Origin of the sequence: Micromonospora sp. SH-82, from assembly GCF_051132485.1 — a bacterium.
Classification (GTDB): Bacteria; Actinomycetota; Actinomycetes; order Mycobacteriales; family Micromonosporaceae; genus Micromonospora.
In genome coordinates this window covers 1293692-1310573 of the sequence record NZ_CP148049.1, presented here as the reverse complement: position 1 = coordinate 1310573, position 16882 = coordinate 1293692, and the positions used below count along the sequence as shown (strand labels likewise).

Annotated in this window: 10 protein-coding genes; 6 read left to right on the top strand and 4 right to left on the bottom strand. The window is 66.5% G+C overall.

All coding sequences use genetic code 11. The annotated features are described in order from the left end of the window. Positions 1 to 5: 5 nt before the first annotated feature. The 3 genes from WHN02_RS06100 to WHN02_RS06090 all read right to left on the bottom strand — a co-directional run bounded on the left by WHN02_RS06100 (position 6) and on the right by WHN02_RS06090 (position 4905). Positions 6 to 1241, bottom strand: coding sequence for a restriction endonuclease subunit S (locus WHN02_RS06100; protein WP_434742444.1), 1236 nt, complete (start codon positions 1239 to 1241; stop codon positions 6 to 8). Further along, positions 1238 to 2806, bottom strand: coding sequence for an N-6 DNA methylase (locus WHN02_RS06095; RefSeq protein ID WP_434742443.1), 1569 nt, complete (start codon positions 2804 to 2806; stop codon positions 1238 to 1240). Before WHN02_RS06095 ends, WHN02_RS06100 begins: the two co-directional genes overlap by 4 nt. A gap of 65 nt (positions 2807 to 2871) precedes the next feature. Then, positions 2872 to 4905, bottom strand: coding sequence for an SAM-dependent DNA methyltransferase (locus tag WHN02_RS06090; RefSeq protein ID WP_434742442.1), 2034 nt, complete (start codon positions 4903 to 4905; stop codon positions 2872 to 2874). A 149-nt stretch (positions 4906 to 5054) separates the two neighbouring features. On the opposite strand from WHN02_RS06090, the gene WHN02_RS06085 reads away from it, so the two are divergent. The 6 genes from WHN02_RS06085 to WHN02_RS06060 all read left to right on the top strand — a co-directional run bounded on the left by WHN02_RS06085 (position 5055) and on the right by WHN02_RS06060 (position 15599). Next, positions 5055 to 7463 (top strand): AAA family ATPase, encoded by a 2409-nt coding sequence (locus WHN02_RS06085; RefSeq protein ID WP_434742441.1) that lies wholly within the window; start codon positions 5055 to 5057, stop codon positions 7461 to 7463. After that, positions 7460 to 7834 (top strand): hypothetical protein, encoded by a 375-nt coding sequence (locus tag WHN02_RS06080; RefSeq protein ID WP_434742440.1) that lies wholly within the window; start codon positions 7460 to 7462, stop codon positions 7832 to 7834. The genes WHN02_RS06085 and WHN02_RS06080 overlap by 4 nt, the downstream gene beginning before the upstream one ends. Beyond that, entirely contained in the window at positions 7828 to 8328 is a 501-nt protein-coding gene (locus WHN02_RS06075) for a hypothetical protein (RefSeq protein WP_434742439.1), read from the top strand. The genes WHN02_RS06080 and WHN02_RS06075 overlap by 7 nt, the downstream gene beginning before the upstream one ends. A gap of 330 nt (positions 8329 to 8658) precedes the next feature. Beyond that, complete coding sequence (locus WHN02_RS06070; RefSeq protein WP_434742438.1) at positions 8659 to 12717, top strand: AAA domain-containing protein; 4059 nt, start codon at positions 8659 to 8661, stop codon at positions 12715 to 12717. After that, a complete protein-coding gene (locus WHN02_RS06065; RefSeq protein ID WP_434742437.1) occupies positions 12714 to 13550 on the top strand; it encodes a hypothetical protein in 837 nt (278 codons plus the stop codon). The genes WHN02_RS06070 and WHN02_RS06065 overlap by 4 nt, the downstream gene beginning before the upstream one ends. 204 nt (positions 13551 to 13754) lie before the next feature. Beyond that, positions 13755 to 15599, top strand: coding sequence for a hypothetical protein (locus WHN02_RS06060; protein WP_434742436.1), 1845 nt, complete (start codon positions 13755 to 13757; stop codon positions 15597 to 15599). Positions 15600 to 16233: 634 nt separating this feature from the next. Here the strand turns inward: WHN02_RS06060 and WHN02_RS06055 are convergent. After that, a complete protein-coding gene (locus tag WHN02_RS06055) occupies positions 16234 to 16881 on the bottom strand; it encodes a hypothetical protein (protein ID WP_434742435.1) in 648 nt (215 codons plus the stop codon). Position 16882 lies beyond the last annotated feature (1 nt).

Here is a 16882-nt window from a genome sequence, read left to right as displayed (position 1 = left end):
CTTACCTAGACCGCTTCTTCGACAACCTTTTCGGCGTCCCTGACCCGCAACCGGCCGGACATCAACTCCGACAATAGGGTGTCTCGCAACTTGGTAAGGGTTGCGTTCTCGGCTGTGGCGGCCGCGGCCCTTTGGTGTAGTGGGATGGCTTTCCCTGCGAATTCTTTGCGCGCGGCGGGTGTCGGCAGTCGAACGCCCATGGCCTTGAAGTTCTTCCTGCTCAGCTCGAGGAATGTGGATCCATTCGCCAAACTGCGCATCTCGTCGATGCGGTCCCTCATCTCATGGAGCAACCACATCATGAGTTCTTCATCCGGTGTGACCACCACGATGAAGCCCTGGTTTACAGCCATTGGTATCTGCGGAATCGCGAATGCTCCGATAGTGGCCCGCGACGTCATGAAAATTGAGCCAGCGGGATACAGTGCCGATGCGCAGTTGTCGAGGCCCGCATCCGTGACCCTCCGGCTCGTGCCGAAGAGGTATGGTGCTCCTAGCGCTGTTACATCCGACGGTGTCGCCCAAGCAATGTTGCCGTCCCAGTACTCCGGAACCTTGGTGCTTGGCGTCCCACCTCCACCTACCTGAGCGATGGAACCGAAAGTCTCCGGCCTGGTGGAAACCCCCTCCACTGCATCGCTGAAGTGTGCGTCAGCGAGCGCCAGCGAACACTCGGCGATGCGGCCGTTGACCGCAATCTTGCCGTCGATAGCGCTCAGCAGCGTGACGATCCGCCGCTGCTCGGCGAGCGGTGGCACCCGCAGCAGTTCCGCGTCTAAAAACCGCTCGAACTGGAAGTTGCTGATTCCGGTGGACTGGTTCTCGTAGGCGCTCGCCCGGCCCGAGAAGTACATGTCTTGCAGGCCGTAGTAGGCGTACTGGGGTTCGACCAGCGTGATGTCGAACCGGACGACGCGGCAAAAGCTTGCCGGGATTACTGCGCCCGCAAAGTACGACAGCACCTCCTCGCCGATGAACAGCGTTCGGCCTGTCGTCTGGCCACGGGCCGCGCTGCCGCCGGAGATCTCCAGCACTACATCGCCGGGCCGCAGGACACGCTGGGCCAGCTTGGAACGCTTCTCCCACCGTCGCGGCACCGCGTCCACACGACCGGTGCGCACCGAGCCGAAATCGGTGCCGCGAATGATCGACACTTGGTCGTGGTCATCGAGCGGGTTGTCGGACCCCCAGCCGCCACCTCGGGCAAATACCACCAGATCCCGGAACGGGCGCTGACTCATCCGAGCCTCCCAAGCTGCCCACGGAGTTCCTCTTCGAGGCGGCGCGACTCGTCGCAGTGGGCGTACAGCTCCTTGGTCAGGCGTTCGATGCGGTCGGCGAGCGGCTCGGCTTCCGGGTCCTCTTCGGCTTCCGCAGCTCCTACATAGCGGCCAGGGATGAGGACGTGGTCGTGGGCGGCCACCTCGTCGAGCTTCGCGGAGTAGCAGAAGCCGGGGACGTCCTCGTACGTCTGGCCCTTGATTTTGGCGGACCTGGTGCCGCGCCAGGCGCGGTATGTGTCCGCGATCTTGGCGATGTTCTCGTCGGTGAGGATGCGCTCGGTGCGGTCGACCATGGTGCCGAGGGCGCGGGCGTCGATGAAGAGGATTTCGCCGCGCCGGTCGGTCAGCGCCTTGGCGCCCTGTGGTGTCTTGTCCTTGGTGATGAACCACAGGCAGGCGGGGATGGCGGTGGTGCGGAACAGGTTCGGCGGGAGAGCGACCATGCAGGCCACCAGGTCTGCCTCCGCCATCGCACGGCGGATGTCGCCTTCGCCCGACTGCTTGGAGGACATCGAGCCGTTGGCGAGGACGACGCCGGCACTGCCGCGGTCGCCGAGCTTGTAGAGGATGTGCTGGAGCCAGGCGTAGTTGGCGTTGCTCTGCGGCGGCACACCGTAGCGCCAGCGCGGGTCGGTCTCGCGCCGCGCCCAGTCGCTCATGTTGAACGGCGGGTTGGCCATGATGAAGTCGGCTCGCCGGTCGGGGTGCTTGTCGTCGGCGAACGTGTCGGCCCAGCGGTCGCCGATGCCGACTGGGTCCATGCCGTGGATGGCGAGGTTCATCTTCGCCAGCCGCCAGGTGCGCTCGTTGGCTTCCTGGCCGTAGACGGCGATGTCGTGGGTGTGGTCGCGGCCGGCGCGGGCCTCGACGAACTTTTTGGACTGCACGAACATGCCGCCGGATCCACAGCACGGGTCGTAGACCCGTCCCTCGTAGGGCTCGAGTACCTCGACAAGAACTCGCACCACGCTGGACGGGGTGTAGAACTCGCCGGCGCGCTTGCCCTCGGCGCGGGCGAAGCGCTCCAGGAAGTACTCGTACGTCTCGCCGAGGACGTCCTGTGCCTTCCGGTCGCCGTGGCCAGTAAAGCGTGCGTCGCTGATCAGGTCAACGAGTTCCTTCAACCGCTTCTGGTCGACGTTGTCCCGGTTGAAGATCTTCGGGAGGACGCCGGTCAACGCCGGGTTCTCCCGCATGATCGCGTCCATGGCGTCGTCGAGCAGCTCGCCGACGCCGCCGGGCGCGTTCTCTACCAGGTAGTCCCAGCGGGCGTTCTCCGGAACCCAGAAGACGTTGGCGCTGGTGTACTCGTCACGTTCGTCGAGGAACTCGGCGCGGCGGTTCTCTGGGATGTCGGAGAGACTGTCGGCGATCTGGTCGCGGCGCTCGGCGAACGCGTCGGAGACGTACTTGAGGAAGACCAGGCCGAGGACGAACTCCTTGTACTGCGCGGCGTCCATGGAGCCGCGCAGCTTGTCGGCGGCCTTCCACAGGATGTCCTGGATCTGCTTGGTGCTGGACACGCCGAACACCTCGGCCTGTCCGATGGCACGTTTACGTGGGGGCACTATGTGTTCCGTTCTCTCGTTCAGGAGTTCGTACCGTACAGACTCGTGAGGGTGCCGTCCCCGAAGCCGGTCACGACGAGTTCGCGCAACCTCGCCAAGAGGTCGGCCTGCCGCTGCAGTAAAAGCTCGCGAACTTCCAGACGGCGCAGCACCTCGTCCAGGCGGGCTGCCTCGTCAGGGGCTAGGTCGGGAACCATGACGTCCCGCAGTCGCGGGCTGCGCACTGCACCAGGGCTCCGTGCCATGTTGCGGACGGTGCTGAGGAGTGCCGCTAACACTCGGGGGGTGAGGGGGTCGCCAGCTGAGATGCGCAGGCCGCTGGCGGGGAACTCGATGACCGAGAAGCCGTCGTCGAGGAGGACGCCGAATCGAGGAACGCTGGTGACCACGACGTCACCAGGTTCGGTGAGGGCAACCTGCGGGTACTGCGCGGCGAGGGTGAGCCGGTCCATCCAACGCCCGGATTCCTGGGCGAGTACCTCGGCTGCGCCGATGACGCGGTGGTGACCCCGCTGTCCGACATGCTCGGGTTTCAGGCGATGCCCGGTGAGAAAGCGGACCCGACGAGCCGTTCGGAGCGCCCCACAAGAAATCTCCTTAGGCCCGGCTTCATCGCGCTGTACCGCTCCAGTGTTCAGGAAGCCGTGCTCCTTCGCGTACTGGATGGCCTCTTGCTCAGCGTCGGTGAGGCGGCGCTCAACCTCGCCGACAAGCGCCGGACGGTCAGCAGCCAGCCGGGCACGCAAGGTGACCGACGCTGGCCCGGGCGGCCGGAGTGCGGCAGCCCGACGCAGGTCGAGGCTCTCCAGTGGGACGATCCGGCCGGTGCGGGGATCGTGGCCGTCGCTGCGGTGCCCCTCGGCACGCCAGAGGAGGATGTCCTCGGCCGCAGACTCGACAGCAGATTGGTCAAGCGCACGACCGCTGAGGTCGACGAGTAGCACGCGGCCCTTGGCGGCTGGGATCGGATCCCGGGTCAGCAACCACAGGGCAGCAGGGTAGCCCGGCCTGGCCGGGTAAACGCCGCCCGGCAGCCGCACAACCGCCTCGACGATGCCGCTGATCAGCAGCGCGGACCGGCGCAACGCCGCTGGCCCGTCCCGTAGTTGGTCAACGAGGCTGCTGGCGGGGCCGACGATGATGGCCGTGCGGCCGGGACCGAGTAGATCGGCGATCGCTTCGACCTGGTTGAGGTCGGCGAGGGCGTCGCGGCTCTCCGCCGGTTGGTAGGGGAGCCGGGTGACGATGAGGTCCGGTTCGGCGAACTCCTCGTTCAGCTCATCGGCACGCACGTCGAACTGAAACTCGGGCCACTCGGCGAGGAGCAGCTGCCGGCGCACCAGGCGGGCGAGTTCCTCGTTGGCGACGAACGCGTTGACTCGAAGATTGTCGCGGTCCTGGTCGGTTACCAGTGCTGTCAGTAGGTCACCTGCGCCCGCGTTGCCGTCGGCGATGGTGACGGTGCGATGGGCGCGCAGCCGGGTCGGCACGTCGGCCACCCGACGGATCAGGGCCACCGTCGGCGGGGTGAGTCCGTCCGCTGTCAGCTCGGGCCAGCCGAGGCGGTTGGCGGAGCTGAGCAGGAACTGACAGCTGTGCCAGGGGTCGAAGGCTCCCTCGATCAGTTGCTCGACCAGTTGGGTGAGACCGGTCGGTTCAGGGGCGTCGGCCAGCTCGTGTAGCAGAAACTCGTCCTCAGGATCGAGGCGTCGAGCCAGCGGCAGCGGATCGGCTGGCAGTGCCTGGCCGGTGAGGTGGCGGAGGCAGAGCGCGGCGCCGAGAACGACGATCGTGCGTCGGCCGCCGTGCCGCCGGGCGTAGGCCGCCAGCGTGTGCATGGACCGCTCGGCGCGCAGGGTGTCCGGGTCGGCGCGGCCGAGCCCGGTACGGAGTAGCCAAGCCACGACGGCGTCTGCGGGAAAGAGAGGCTGGCCGTCGTTGCCCGGCACGGGGGCAGGGAAGTCGGGGTGCCGCCGGCGCCAAGTGATGACCGCAGGCTTTTTGACGCGCGCGAGCTGCGCGATCTCGCGCTGCGACATTAACTCCGCCTCCATGGCTCACCTCCTTGCTCTGGCGGTCACGGTACGAGTTTTAGGCAGTGAAAGACGACCGCAAATCTGTTATCCCGGGATAGCAGCGTGTAGGGCAGTGTAGGCGACCAATCTGCGGTTCCCTCGATGCGCCAACGACATCAGGGGGTCTGATGAACGACACACTCACGCTCTACCAGGAGCTTGTTGACCGCCTTCAGCGGTCCCAGGTGCCCGGTCCGGTCAGCAACCTGGTCCTTGCCGCCTTCCAGGGCGAGCAGGTCCTCGATGACGTACTGCGAGGTGAGGCCCTTCCGCCGTCGCCCGAACGGGGTGAGACGGGCGACGCCGCGCCGCAGGCCTTCCTGGAAGAAATCCGGGTTGCCGGCTTCCGCGGGATCGGCCAGCAGGTCACGGTCGGGCGGCTGCCCAAGACCGGACTGACCGTGTTCGTGGGCCGCAACGGCTCCGGGAAGTCCAGCATCGCCGAGGCCGTCGAGTACGCGCTGACCGAGGACTCCCTGCGCTGGGCGCAGCGCCCGCCGGCCTTCCGCGAGGGCTGGCGGAACCTGCACCACGACGGCGCATCGGAAATCCGCCTCAGCCTCCGGCTCGACTCCGGCCAGCAGGTGACGACCCACCGCACCTGGCCGGCCGGGGCCACCGATCTGACCTCCGCAACGGTCACCACGACCACGGGTGGCGCCGCGATGCCGCTCGGTCAGGTGCCGCAGTGGATCGGTCAGGCCGCCAGGTACCGGCCGTTCCTGTCTGCCCGCGACCTCGAACGGGTCATCACCGCGAAGCCGACCGAACTGTACGACGCGATCGCGCCGATCCTCGGCCTGGGCCCGCTACGCGACACCGACGCCCGGCTGCAGCGGCGGCGCAAGGTCTACGACGACCGAGCCAAGGCGCTCAAAGCGGCCTTCACCGAGCTGCGCGAACAGCTCGGCCGGATCGACGACGACCGGGCCCGCGACGCCTTGAGCGCGCTCGGCGCCCGTCCGCTCCGCGCAGACCTGCCCCTGCTGACCGACCTCGCCTGCGGCGGCACCGCCACGTCGGAGGAGCCTGCAGCGGCAGCCGTCCGGCGGCTCACCGAGCAGGAACTGCCCGACCTGGGTGCGGCGTTGGCTGCCCTCGCCGAGTCCGCGGCGGCGATGCGTAAGGCGACCGAGACGGACAGCGGTGCCGCGGATCGGAGCGCCCGGCTGCTACGGGCCGCGCTCGACGTGCACAACGATCGTGGAAATGGCCCTTGCCCGGTGTGCCGCGTCGGGAGCCTGGACCAGGACTGGCGTACGCAGGTTGAGGAGGAACTCGCCTCGATGGCCGCGGTCGCTGCGGCGGCACGGGCGGCCCAGCAGGCTCACGCGCACGCCCGGCGCACGGTCGACGGGTTGCTCGGTGACATCCACCGGCTGCTGGGACCGGCCGCCGCCGCGCTGGCACCCCACATCCCCGGGGAGAGCGCGGCGATGCGCGAAGCTCTCGCCGACCTCGGCCCCGATCGGGCCGCTTGGGACAGTGTCGTCGCGGCGCACACCACCTTCGTGAAGGCGGCGGCCAGCTGGCTCACTGAGCGTCACGACGCCTGGCGCGAGCCCGGCGCCGCGATCCGCCGCTGGGTCGACGTCGCAGCCGTGGTCCGCGCCGAGGCGCCGGCCCTGGCTTTGCTCACCAAGGCTCGTGCGGCTCTCGACACCGCCGAAAAGGCGATCCGCGCCGACCGGCTGAGCAGCTTCGCCGCCCAGTCGGACCGGGTGTGGCAGAAGCTGCGCCAGGAGAGCAACGTCGAGCTGCACCGGCTGCGGATGGAAGGAGTGAACAACACCCGCCGGGTCCTGTTCCCCGTTGCCGCCGACGGCGTCGAGACCAGCGCGCTCGCGGTGATGAGCCAGGGTGAGCTGCACGCCCTCGGCCTCGCGGTCTTCCTGCCCCGGGCCTGCGCCGAGACCAGCCCGTACCGGTTCGTGATCATCGACGACCCCGTGCAGAGCATGGACCCCACCAAGATCGACGGCCTGGCCGAGGTGTTGCGGGAGGTCGCCCTGACCCGGCAGGTCATCGTGTTCACTCACGACGACCGGTTGCCGGAAGCGATCCGCCGCCTCGAAGTCGAGGCAGACGTCCGCGAGGTCACCCGCCGCGAGGGCTCGATCGTCGAGGTTCGCAGGGTCTACGACCCGGCGGACCGCTACCTCGACGATGCCCGCGCACTGGTCGCCGCAGAGATCTCGGACGAAGCCAAGTACCTGATGGTCGCCGGGTTCTGCCGGTCCGCGATCGAGTCGGTGAGCATGGATCGCTACCGAGCCGTACAGCACCAGCGGGGCATCCCGTACCAGCAGATCCAGGAGGGGCTCAGTAGCGCGCATACCGTCAAGGACCGGCTCAGCCTCGGGCTCTTCGGCCGTGTTGTGTCCCGGCCGGATCTCTTCGCCCGGCTCGACCGTGACTACGGCGCTGAGACCAGCCGAACGGTCCAAGCTGTTGCAAAGGCGCTCCACGGACATCGAACTATGCCTGTACGGACGATGGTCGCCAACACCGTCGCGTTCATTGGGCGGTTGCGATGACGATATCCCCCTATCTCGCCACCGCCGACCGGATGCTCACCAGTGTCATCCGAGGCGCCCGGGGCGCATGGCCCCGAGCATGCGCCTGGCTGCTGCGTCATGAACTGGAAGCGGCGATGGACCGCTACTGGGCCCGGGTCTGCCCCGAGATCGGACGAACCCGGGTACAGCGGCCGAAGCTGCTCCTGCTCGCCCACTACGCCGGCCCCCACCTCGGAGGCCGAGCCAGCTACCTCTGGTGGGCGCTGTCCCGCGCCGGTCACCACCACCACTACGAACTCGGCGTCACCGCAGCCGAGCTGACTCGGCTCCGCGCCGAACTCCTCGACATCGTTGCCCTCCTCGATCAGGCGGAGACCCCTACATGCTGAAGCGAGATCACGCCCTGGTGCTCCTGGGCGTCGAGGCGCTGGCCATCGTCGGCGTCGTCTACTACCTCGTCACGCTCGACCTCGTCAGCTTCGCCTGGTCGGCGTCGATCGCGATCGCCATCCCGGCCTGGCTGCTCGCCGTGAAGGCCCCGACGACATGCGGCGTGACCACCCAGATCGGCGGCCGGTGCGGACGCAAGGTCAACGGAGTGATCTTCGGCTGCGGGCGGTCGAATCACACCTGGGCCAAGTTCTTCGTCCGGTTCGGCTGGCGCCGCCAACCTGACCCCGGCGTTCGGCGGAACCGGACGACCGTGGACGCGGGAAACACCGAGGTGGTGACCGTGAAGATCGCCGAGGACTGGAAGGGCACTGCGGTGTTCTGGCTTGCCCTCACCGCGACGACGTGCGCCCTGGTCAGCGCCACCGTCGATGCCACCAACTTCGTTCGCAGTCATGAATCGCCGAAGCCCTCGGCCACCGTCTCCCGCTGACGCCTGGCTTCCTCCCGAGCCCAGTTTTGGTGAGGATCGCCTGCTACGGCCTCTCCCGCGCCGCAGAGCACCTGTGGGAACTGGCCTTCATCGGCGTTGAACCGCGCCCCCGGCACCGCAACATCCCGGCCTGCCCGATGAGTCGACAACGGCACGGAGGTACTCCAAGCGATGAGGTGGAGGTTACTAAGTGGGGTCGTTCCGATGACGTCGATGTCGGAAATCCGATGCATGAATGAGCCTGTCATGCGCCCTATTCTGGAGGGCTTTGCCTTGGGCCGACGGCCCGGCGGATCAGCACTGGTGTACGTCGACTGACTTGGAGACGAGATGCTGTTGACCCAACCGGATGTACTCCACCTCGTCCAACAGGCCGCCGGTCGGTGGGCAGACCAACTGATCGACTTCGGCCCACGTAATACGCTGCTCTACTTCAAGGAGAGACAGGCCACCACCCTCGATCTTGCGGAGGCATCTGCCAGCGCGGTCACCGACCTGCTCCGGGGACAGAAGGTTCGCCTGCGGACGTTGTTCCCGGACCAGGACCGGCACAACGCCGCCTGCAATACTGCGCGCAGCCTGCGTCGGAAGCTGGTTGAGCTGGAGGAGGAGCAGGGCATCCAGGCCGGTTGGGTGACCCGTGGTCTGCTCTGCATGGTCGGTCCGTACACCCGCGGTTCCGTGCCGATGCAACCGCTGCGGGCACCGCTGATCCTGCAGCAGCTTGGGCTGGACAGCAGAACGGCGACCGAGAACGACTTCACGCTGGAGCTGCCGGAGTCACCCGAGATCAACCCCGTCCTCCTGTATGCGCTAGAACGGCAGTACGGCGTGGAGGCGGACATCAGCGCCCTCGGCGAAAAGCTGAGCGCGATGCTGTCCGAGATCGCTGACCCGGATCAGCAGCTCAGTGCCGCCTACGAGCTGATCGCCGAGGCAGTAGCTCCCAGCGGCCTGTCTCTCCGGCTCGAGCCCGCAGTGGTTGCCGGCGTCTTCAGCTTCGACAAGCTCGCCATGGTCAAGGACCTCCGCAACTCGGCCGAACTGCTGGCATCACACCCGGTGATCGGTGCAATGGCGGGCGACCGCGACGCTCGGCAACAGTTGCGTACCGAGCAAGCTCAAGGCTCCAGCTCCAGTGCCGACCGGATCGATGCGACCAAGGAGTTCCTGGTCCACGACGCGGACTCGTCTCAGCAGTCGGCGATCGACGCGGTGCTGTCTGGCCGACATGTGGTCATCGAGGGCCCACCCGGCACGGGCAAGAGCCAGACGATCGCGAACATCATCGCGTACATGGCCGCGATGGGCCGCAGCGTCCTGTTCGTGTCCGAGAAGCGGGCCGCCATCGAAGCGGTGATGAACCGCCTTGGCGACGTCGGGCTCGACAACCTGGTGTTCGACCTGCACGACCGCAAGATCAGCAAGCGGCAGGTCGCCCAGCGCATCGCCAACGTCCTCACCCAAGCCGGCGCCGAACCACCCGTCGACACGGACGAATTGCACCGCCGCCTGCACAGCCGCCGGGCTGCGGCGAAACGGCACCCGGCCGAGCTGCACGAGGTACGGCAACCCTGGGGCGTGAGCGGGTTTCAGGTCATCGAGCAGCTTCTCGCGCTTCCAGCTTGCGACGTCAGCGGCTACAACCTGCGCGCATCCGAGCTGCGGAACCTTGACCGGTCGAGGCTTGAGTCCGTGCGGGAGGACCTTCGGACGTTCGTGGATCGTGGCGGCCTGAGGATCTGGCGCGGGGAGTCGCCGTGGGCGAAGGCCGCCATCCGCACCCCAGACGATGTCGGCAAGGTGCTTGTGCATCTCGACGAACTCGCGGCCGGCGCCCTGCAGGGCGCACAGCGCCAGATCCGGGACTTGGTCGACCGCGCGGGGCTGGACGTACCCGACGACCTCGCTGCGTGGAGAGATCTGTTCGACCTGCTCAGCGAGGTCGACCGCACCATCGCCAGCTATGGCGAGCAGGTCTTCGGCCCGGATCTGGAAGACTTCGTATACGCGACAGCACCAGGGCGATCCCGGCCTCGCCGGGCGGAGCCACTCAGGATCTTCCGCCGGCTTCAGCTTCGTCGCGAGGTGCGGCGGACCTGTCCGGCCGCTCCCCGAAAGCGAGCCGAGATGTACCAGGGCCTGGTCGCCGCAGTGGACCAGCGTGAGCGGTGGCGGAAGCTCAGCCGTCAGGACAGCGCGCCCACTGCTCTGGCGGGCGCCGACCTGTGCATGTCTTCCTTCACGCAGGTGCGGAACCATCTCGCTGCGGTGGCGGCATGTGCCCGAATCGACGGCCTTGAGCGTGGATCGACAACCACCGCGGCCAACACCCTCGCCGAGTTGAATGCCGACCGCGAGACGTTGTTCCTGATGCCCGACCTGAACAAACAGCAGCAGCTGTTCCGCTCCCTGGGGCTAAGCCACATGCTCGATGACCTGGCCACCCGGCAGGCCTCGAGCGACGAGGCAGCCGACACCCTGTTGCGATCCTGGTTGCAGGTGGTTTTCGACGAAATGCGCATGCGGGTCCCGTACCTCGGTCAGTTCGTCGGACAGCAGCATGCAGCAGTAGTCCAGGACTTCCGCGCTGCGGACAGCCGGCACATCGAGATGGCAGCCCGGCACGTGCGCCGCAACGTGGCGGTGAACCTGAGGAAGGCGCGAGACGCCAATCCCGACCAGAATGGCCTCGTCCGGCGGGAGGCCGCCAAGAAGAGCCGGCACCTATCCCTCCGGAAGCTGCTCAGCAGCGCACCGGAGGTGCTCCTCGCCGCGTTCCCGTGCTGGGCCATGTCACCGCTCGTGGTCAGCCGCATCCTGCCGCCCGAGCGGTCGTTCGACGTGGTGATCTTTGACGAGGCGAGCCAGATCGAGCCGCACGACGCGGTCGCCTCGATCATGCGTGGCACCCAACTCGTCGTGGCCGGCGACCCGAAGCAGCTCCCACCCACGCCGTTCTTTCGGCGCCTCATTCAGCAGAACCCGGCTGGCGAAGACGATGATCTCGGCGACGAAAGCCTCGAGGATTACGAGTCCGTTCTTGACGTCCTCGGTGGCCTGATTTCGGACCGGTACCGCTTGACCTGGCACTACCGCAGCCGAGACGAGCGCCTGATCGCGTTCTCGAACGTCGAGATCTACGACCGGTCCCTCGTCACGTTCCCTGGCGTGCAGGTCGACAGCCCGCTGCGCTTGGAGACGGTGGATGGCCGTGTCGCCCCCGGGCAAGGCGGCTCATCAACGGAGGAGGTCAGCCGGGCGGTCGAGCTGATTCTCGAGCACGCCGAGCAGCGACCGAACGAGAGCCTCGGCGTCATCACGATGGGGCAGAAGCACGCCCTGCGGATCGAGGCGACCCTGCGCAGCCGACGCCGAGAGCATGAACACCTTGACGACTTCTTCTCCCAGGACTTGGCCGCGAGCCAGCGGTTCTTCATCAAGAGCCTTGAGAACGTTCAGGGCGACGAGCGGGACGCCATCATCCTGAGTATCGGCTACGCCAAGACCAGAGACGGTCGACTTCCGCTGCGCTTCGGACCGCTCAACCAGCAGGGCGGTGAGCGGCGCCTCAACGTCGCGGTCACTCGAGCGCGGAGTCGGATGACCGTGGTGAGCGCCTTCTCCCATCACGACATGGACCCGAACCAGACCGCGGCGACACGGAACCGCGGACCCGAACTGCTCCGCCGCTACCTGGAGTTCGTCGACCTCGGCGGCGACCTGGGCGCGCGACAGCACACCGGGGTCGAGCTCAACGGCCTCGAACGCAGCGTCCTGAGGGCTCTCCAGCAGCAGGGCATCAACGCCGTGCCGCAGTGGGGCGTCTCCGGCTACCGCATCGACCTGGCCCTCGCCCACCCGGACCAGCCCGGCCGCATGGTCCTCGCCGTGGAGACCGACGGTCACTCGTACCACCAGGCACACAGCGCCCGGGACCGGGACCGGTTGCGCCAGCAGCACCTCGAGCGCCTCGGTTGGGAGTTCCACCGCATCTGGTCGACCGACTGGTACGTGGATCCGGCAGGCCAGACAGCCCGACTCATCGCCCGCTGGAAGCAGGCGGTCGACCGCGCCGACCACGCCGCGAGGAGCCACCCCGTACCGCCGGCACGCCGGCACGCCGCGCCATCGACGCCGCCGGCGACCCGCCGTGGCCCCCGCCCCGACGTGCCGATCGGTCTGCGGATCACCGAATACACGCGGGAACAGCTGGTACAGATCTGCACCTGGCTTGTGAGCGACCAGCTTCAGCGTGGTCGGGATGAGCGCCTCCAGGAGGCCATGAGCGAACTTGGCTTCCGCAAGCGCGGCTCAATCATCCTCCAGCGCCTGACCGAAGCACTCGACATCGCGCAGCAGCGCGCCGACCGGGAGGTATCCCGATGATTGCCCTCGACCCGCTCACTCTGGAACGCGTCGCCCGCCTGATCTGCGACGTCGATGGTCCCTACGAGCGGACCGGTACGCAGGTCGAGCGGTTCCTGCACCGGGTCCGGTGGCCTGGCGATCCGCAGTACGACGGCTCTCCGCGGATCCCCTGGCTGACTGAAGTACTCAATTGCCATGCCGATGACGCCGCCGCCCTCGACCGGTTGCTTTGTCGCATCGGTGATCCGCTGGAGTACGACGGCGGCGTCGAGGCCGCCGAACCGATCGCGCAGGAGCTGAACCGCCTCCTGGCTCCCGAGCAGCTCACCATCACCTACGTCGGCGGGCGCCCCGTGCTCGGTCAGATCAGCCAGAGCAGCGACGTTCCCCTGTACGGGCCGCCGCCGGACCTCCACGAGCGGGTGCGACGACTAACCGGGAACGGCAAGGCAGTCGACATCCTCATGGCGCGTGCCGACGAAGCGTCCATCTGCCAGAACAACGGGGCCTACGCGCTGGCGATCATCGGCATCGGCAGCTTCGTCGAAGGCCTGTTGCACGTCGTGGTAACTGACCGCGACGAAACCGTGCGAAGGAACGGCCTGGTCGGCCGGAACGGCCGACGGGTTCCGGCCGAACGAGCGGGCCTTCACCTGCTCCTCGAGTACGCGCATCGACAAGAGTGGGTCCAGACCGACGCCAAGGACTTCATGGAGAAAGTCCGGGACTACCGCAACTTCGTGCACCCCCGCCACCAGATCGACTACGGGCTCGTGCCCGACCTGGACACGGTGCGGATGTGCTGGGCGCCTGTACACGCGCTTCTCAACGACCTGGAATCCGCAACATGATCAACAGCTCATCTCGGTGACCAGCAAGCAAGCGGATAGACCTCTCCTTGTCCAGATGCCGACCTCGACACCGCCGCTGCTACTCCAGCTTCCGAACCAAGACCAGGTGCTGGAGTAGCAGACGGAGGTCAGCGGGGCCGCATCGAGCGAGTGCGGCGACGCGTTCGGCGCAGTCCTCTCGCCTGTAACCCTCGGGACGGTGCAATGCTCGGTTTCAGGTCTGTGTTCACGACCCACCGCGAACGGAACCATCTGCAGCCACTGGTACGGGAACAACTCGACCGTTGGATCGCGGGCCCCAAGGGCTGGGATCCTTCTGCGCTTCAAGAGAATCAGTGGGCGACCATCGGCGACAACGTCAGGGCCCTCCTAGTGCAGCACGAGGGGCAGGATGGATCGACGTCAACGCGCGTACGGATCGTCGAAACGAAGCCGGACGGGCAGTGGATCATCCAACTGACCGTACATTCGCCCAACGCGAGAGAGCGGGCGGCGTGGGCCTGGATCGACATCGAATCCCCCGACCCCGACAGCGAGGACCCAAGCAGCCGCCCCCGCCTCGCAGGCACCCCTCGCTTTCTCGCGCCCATGCTCGAAATCATCGATGCCTGGGACGGTGCCGCACGTCTGACGACGCGACCAATCGTCATCCGGGGCGACGAAGTCGACGAGGTCCACCGAGCCCTCATCGACACCGAGCGACGAGGTGTCGTCTTCGTCGCAGGCAACGACGACTCGCTGCCCTCAGTCCCATGGACTAACCGAATCGCCAACCTGACCCGGTTCACCATCGGCATGGCCTCGTGCTACGTGCTGGACGGGGAGGCCACACAGTTGCTCAACGACCGGCTCGGCCAGGCCCACCTCGTACTGCCCGGCCGACTTCGTACCTTTCGCTCCCAGGTGCAACCAGACTCCGTCGTCGACGGGCTGCGGCACCGTGTGCTGAGCGCCGAACGGATCGCCGACGACAACGAACAGCCCCGGCTCGCGCGGGTCCTCGCCTCCAACGCCCAACTGCAGGCTCTCGAACAACCGCTACCCGCATCGGTGGCGCGGGTACACCGGATGCTGGAACGTATCGCCGACGACATGTTGGTGCACCGGCTCGGCGACGTCAGTTCGAGGCGGCCATCGCTCGTTCCGTCGCAGCCCCGGGCGGCGACCGTCGAGACGCGAGAGAGTGATCGCCGACAAGATGACGCCAGCGCGCAGCAAGGCATGTTGCTGGACTACCTGAAGATCAAGGTAGGGGTCGATGAACTGACCGTCGACGGGATCGACGAGATCGTGCGTCTGATCGAGGTCGGTCAGTCATCGCAGGAGGCGCAGAAGGACATCGCAGCCCGCTTCGCGCAGCTCCAGGCCGAACTCGATGAGACACAGAAGGCGTATCACGACGTCAAATGGCAGCTGGATGATGAGCAGATCGAGAACCGGGACGCGGTTGAACGCCTGACCCGGTCCGCGGAGACTGAGCGGACGCTGCGCCACCGGCTCGCCTCTATTGGGCAAGCAGAGGTGGCCTGGGCGGCACAGCCATCGGAAGCGGACGTCTCCCGGCCGGACAGCTTCGGCGAGTTGCTCCGTTGGCTGCCAAGACTCCAGCACATCGTGTTCACGGGCGATCCCGACTGCGCTGAGGAACTCGACAGCAACGACCCCCTGGGCGCCTGGGCTTCGAAGACCTGGGATGCGTTGTTGGTGCTCCAGGACTATGCAGCGGCGAAGGCAGACGGGCGCTGGGCCCGGGACGTGAATGGCTTCCTGGAGAACACTCCGGATGGCTGCCACCAGTGGTCGACGCGTCGACACGCCCGTGACGAGAGCGAGGAGGTCCGAACCAACCCGGCGTTCTGGAGGAAGCGGGTGCTGCCCGTGCCGGTCTCCGTCATTCCGGCGGGCGAGATCTTCATGGGTGCGCATTTCAAGATCGCTCAGTTCGCGATGATCAGCCCCCGCCTGCACTACTACGACGATACGGCGCAGGGCGGACGGATCTATGTCGGCTACATCGGCCGGCACCTTCCGACCGGGCAGACCAATTGACCCAATGGACGCGGCCAGAGCAGCACCAACGGCGGCCACGTTCGCCTATCGCGATGCCGAAACGCACCATGCTCAGACCCGTCTACAACCGTTCGTAGGATCGCTCAGCGGGATGTTGACGGATACATTGCGTAGATGGATTGGGCTATCATTCCTCCTTCGGTAACCAGCTCGGATAGGAACGGAGCATCGCCGCCTGTCGCGCACAGACTTAATAAGCTGTCCATGTCTACAGTCTGCGGCGTAGACATCTCGGATGCCACCCTTGTGTCTGGCTCCAAACTGCGCGGCACGCTTACAGTGTGCGAAGAGTGTGAGCAGAAGCGGCGCCAGCGGCTTGAGAGGCGGCGCCGTGATGAGATTTGGCGCCGTGAGAGGATGGCTCGCGATGGCTATGTGCCGAACGCCGGCCCGGTCGGTCTGGGTAGGCGTCGGTAGCGCCCCAAGTCACCAATGTCAACCAGCGATGGACTTCCTGCCGCCTACCTGCATCTTTGTCTAATTGGCAGGCTGCATCATAATAACGATTGATCCCGCCACTGCGGTCTCTTGTCGCATCGCGGAGAACGGCTGCATATCCATCCCGGTCGGCCCACTCGATTTGCCTGACGCGGTAGTCACTTCGCGCTGTTGGCTATGCGGCGTTCTTGAAGATTTGCTTTTGGAGATCGAGGTGGCGACGTAGGTCCAAGACAACATCGCCGTCAGGCGGGTGGGCTAGCTCTCGAAGATCGCTCGCCTTGACCCGATTCGCTTCGGCGAGTCTCCTCGTGTAATTGGCCACCAGTTGAACGAACGCCTTCCATTGGCCGATTGAGAAATCAACGGTGATTCTGCCACTATCGGATTCCGCTTCGACCGCATCCAGATCCGAAACCAGGCGTTCGACGTCCTTCTCGTCGAGGCGTCCGTCGCGAGCCGCGTCCAAGTACGCACGCAGCGAGAAGGTGAACCTCTGGATGCAGATCGGCATCTCCAGCTCGGCACCCTGGGGACTGCCCTGCTTCTTTACCCTCGTTGCAGCCGCCAACACCGCGACACCGACCGCCGCCAACGCCGCGACGCCCAGCCCGACAGCGGTGACCTTGGAGCTTTTCCGAACTGTCGCGGCACCCTTCGCGACTGCTCGCTGCGTCTCCGCCGAACTTAGCCCGTCCTTCAGGTGCACCAAGATGGCACCCGCATGGTTCCGCACCACACCGCCGTACCTGGTCAGGTCACCGGCCGTGATACCCGCGAAGATGTCATCCGGCACGTCGAGCGGAACGTTGATGATGGGCACG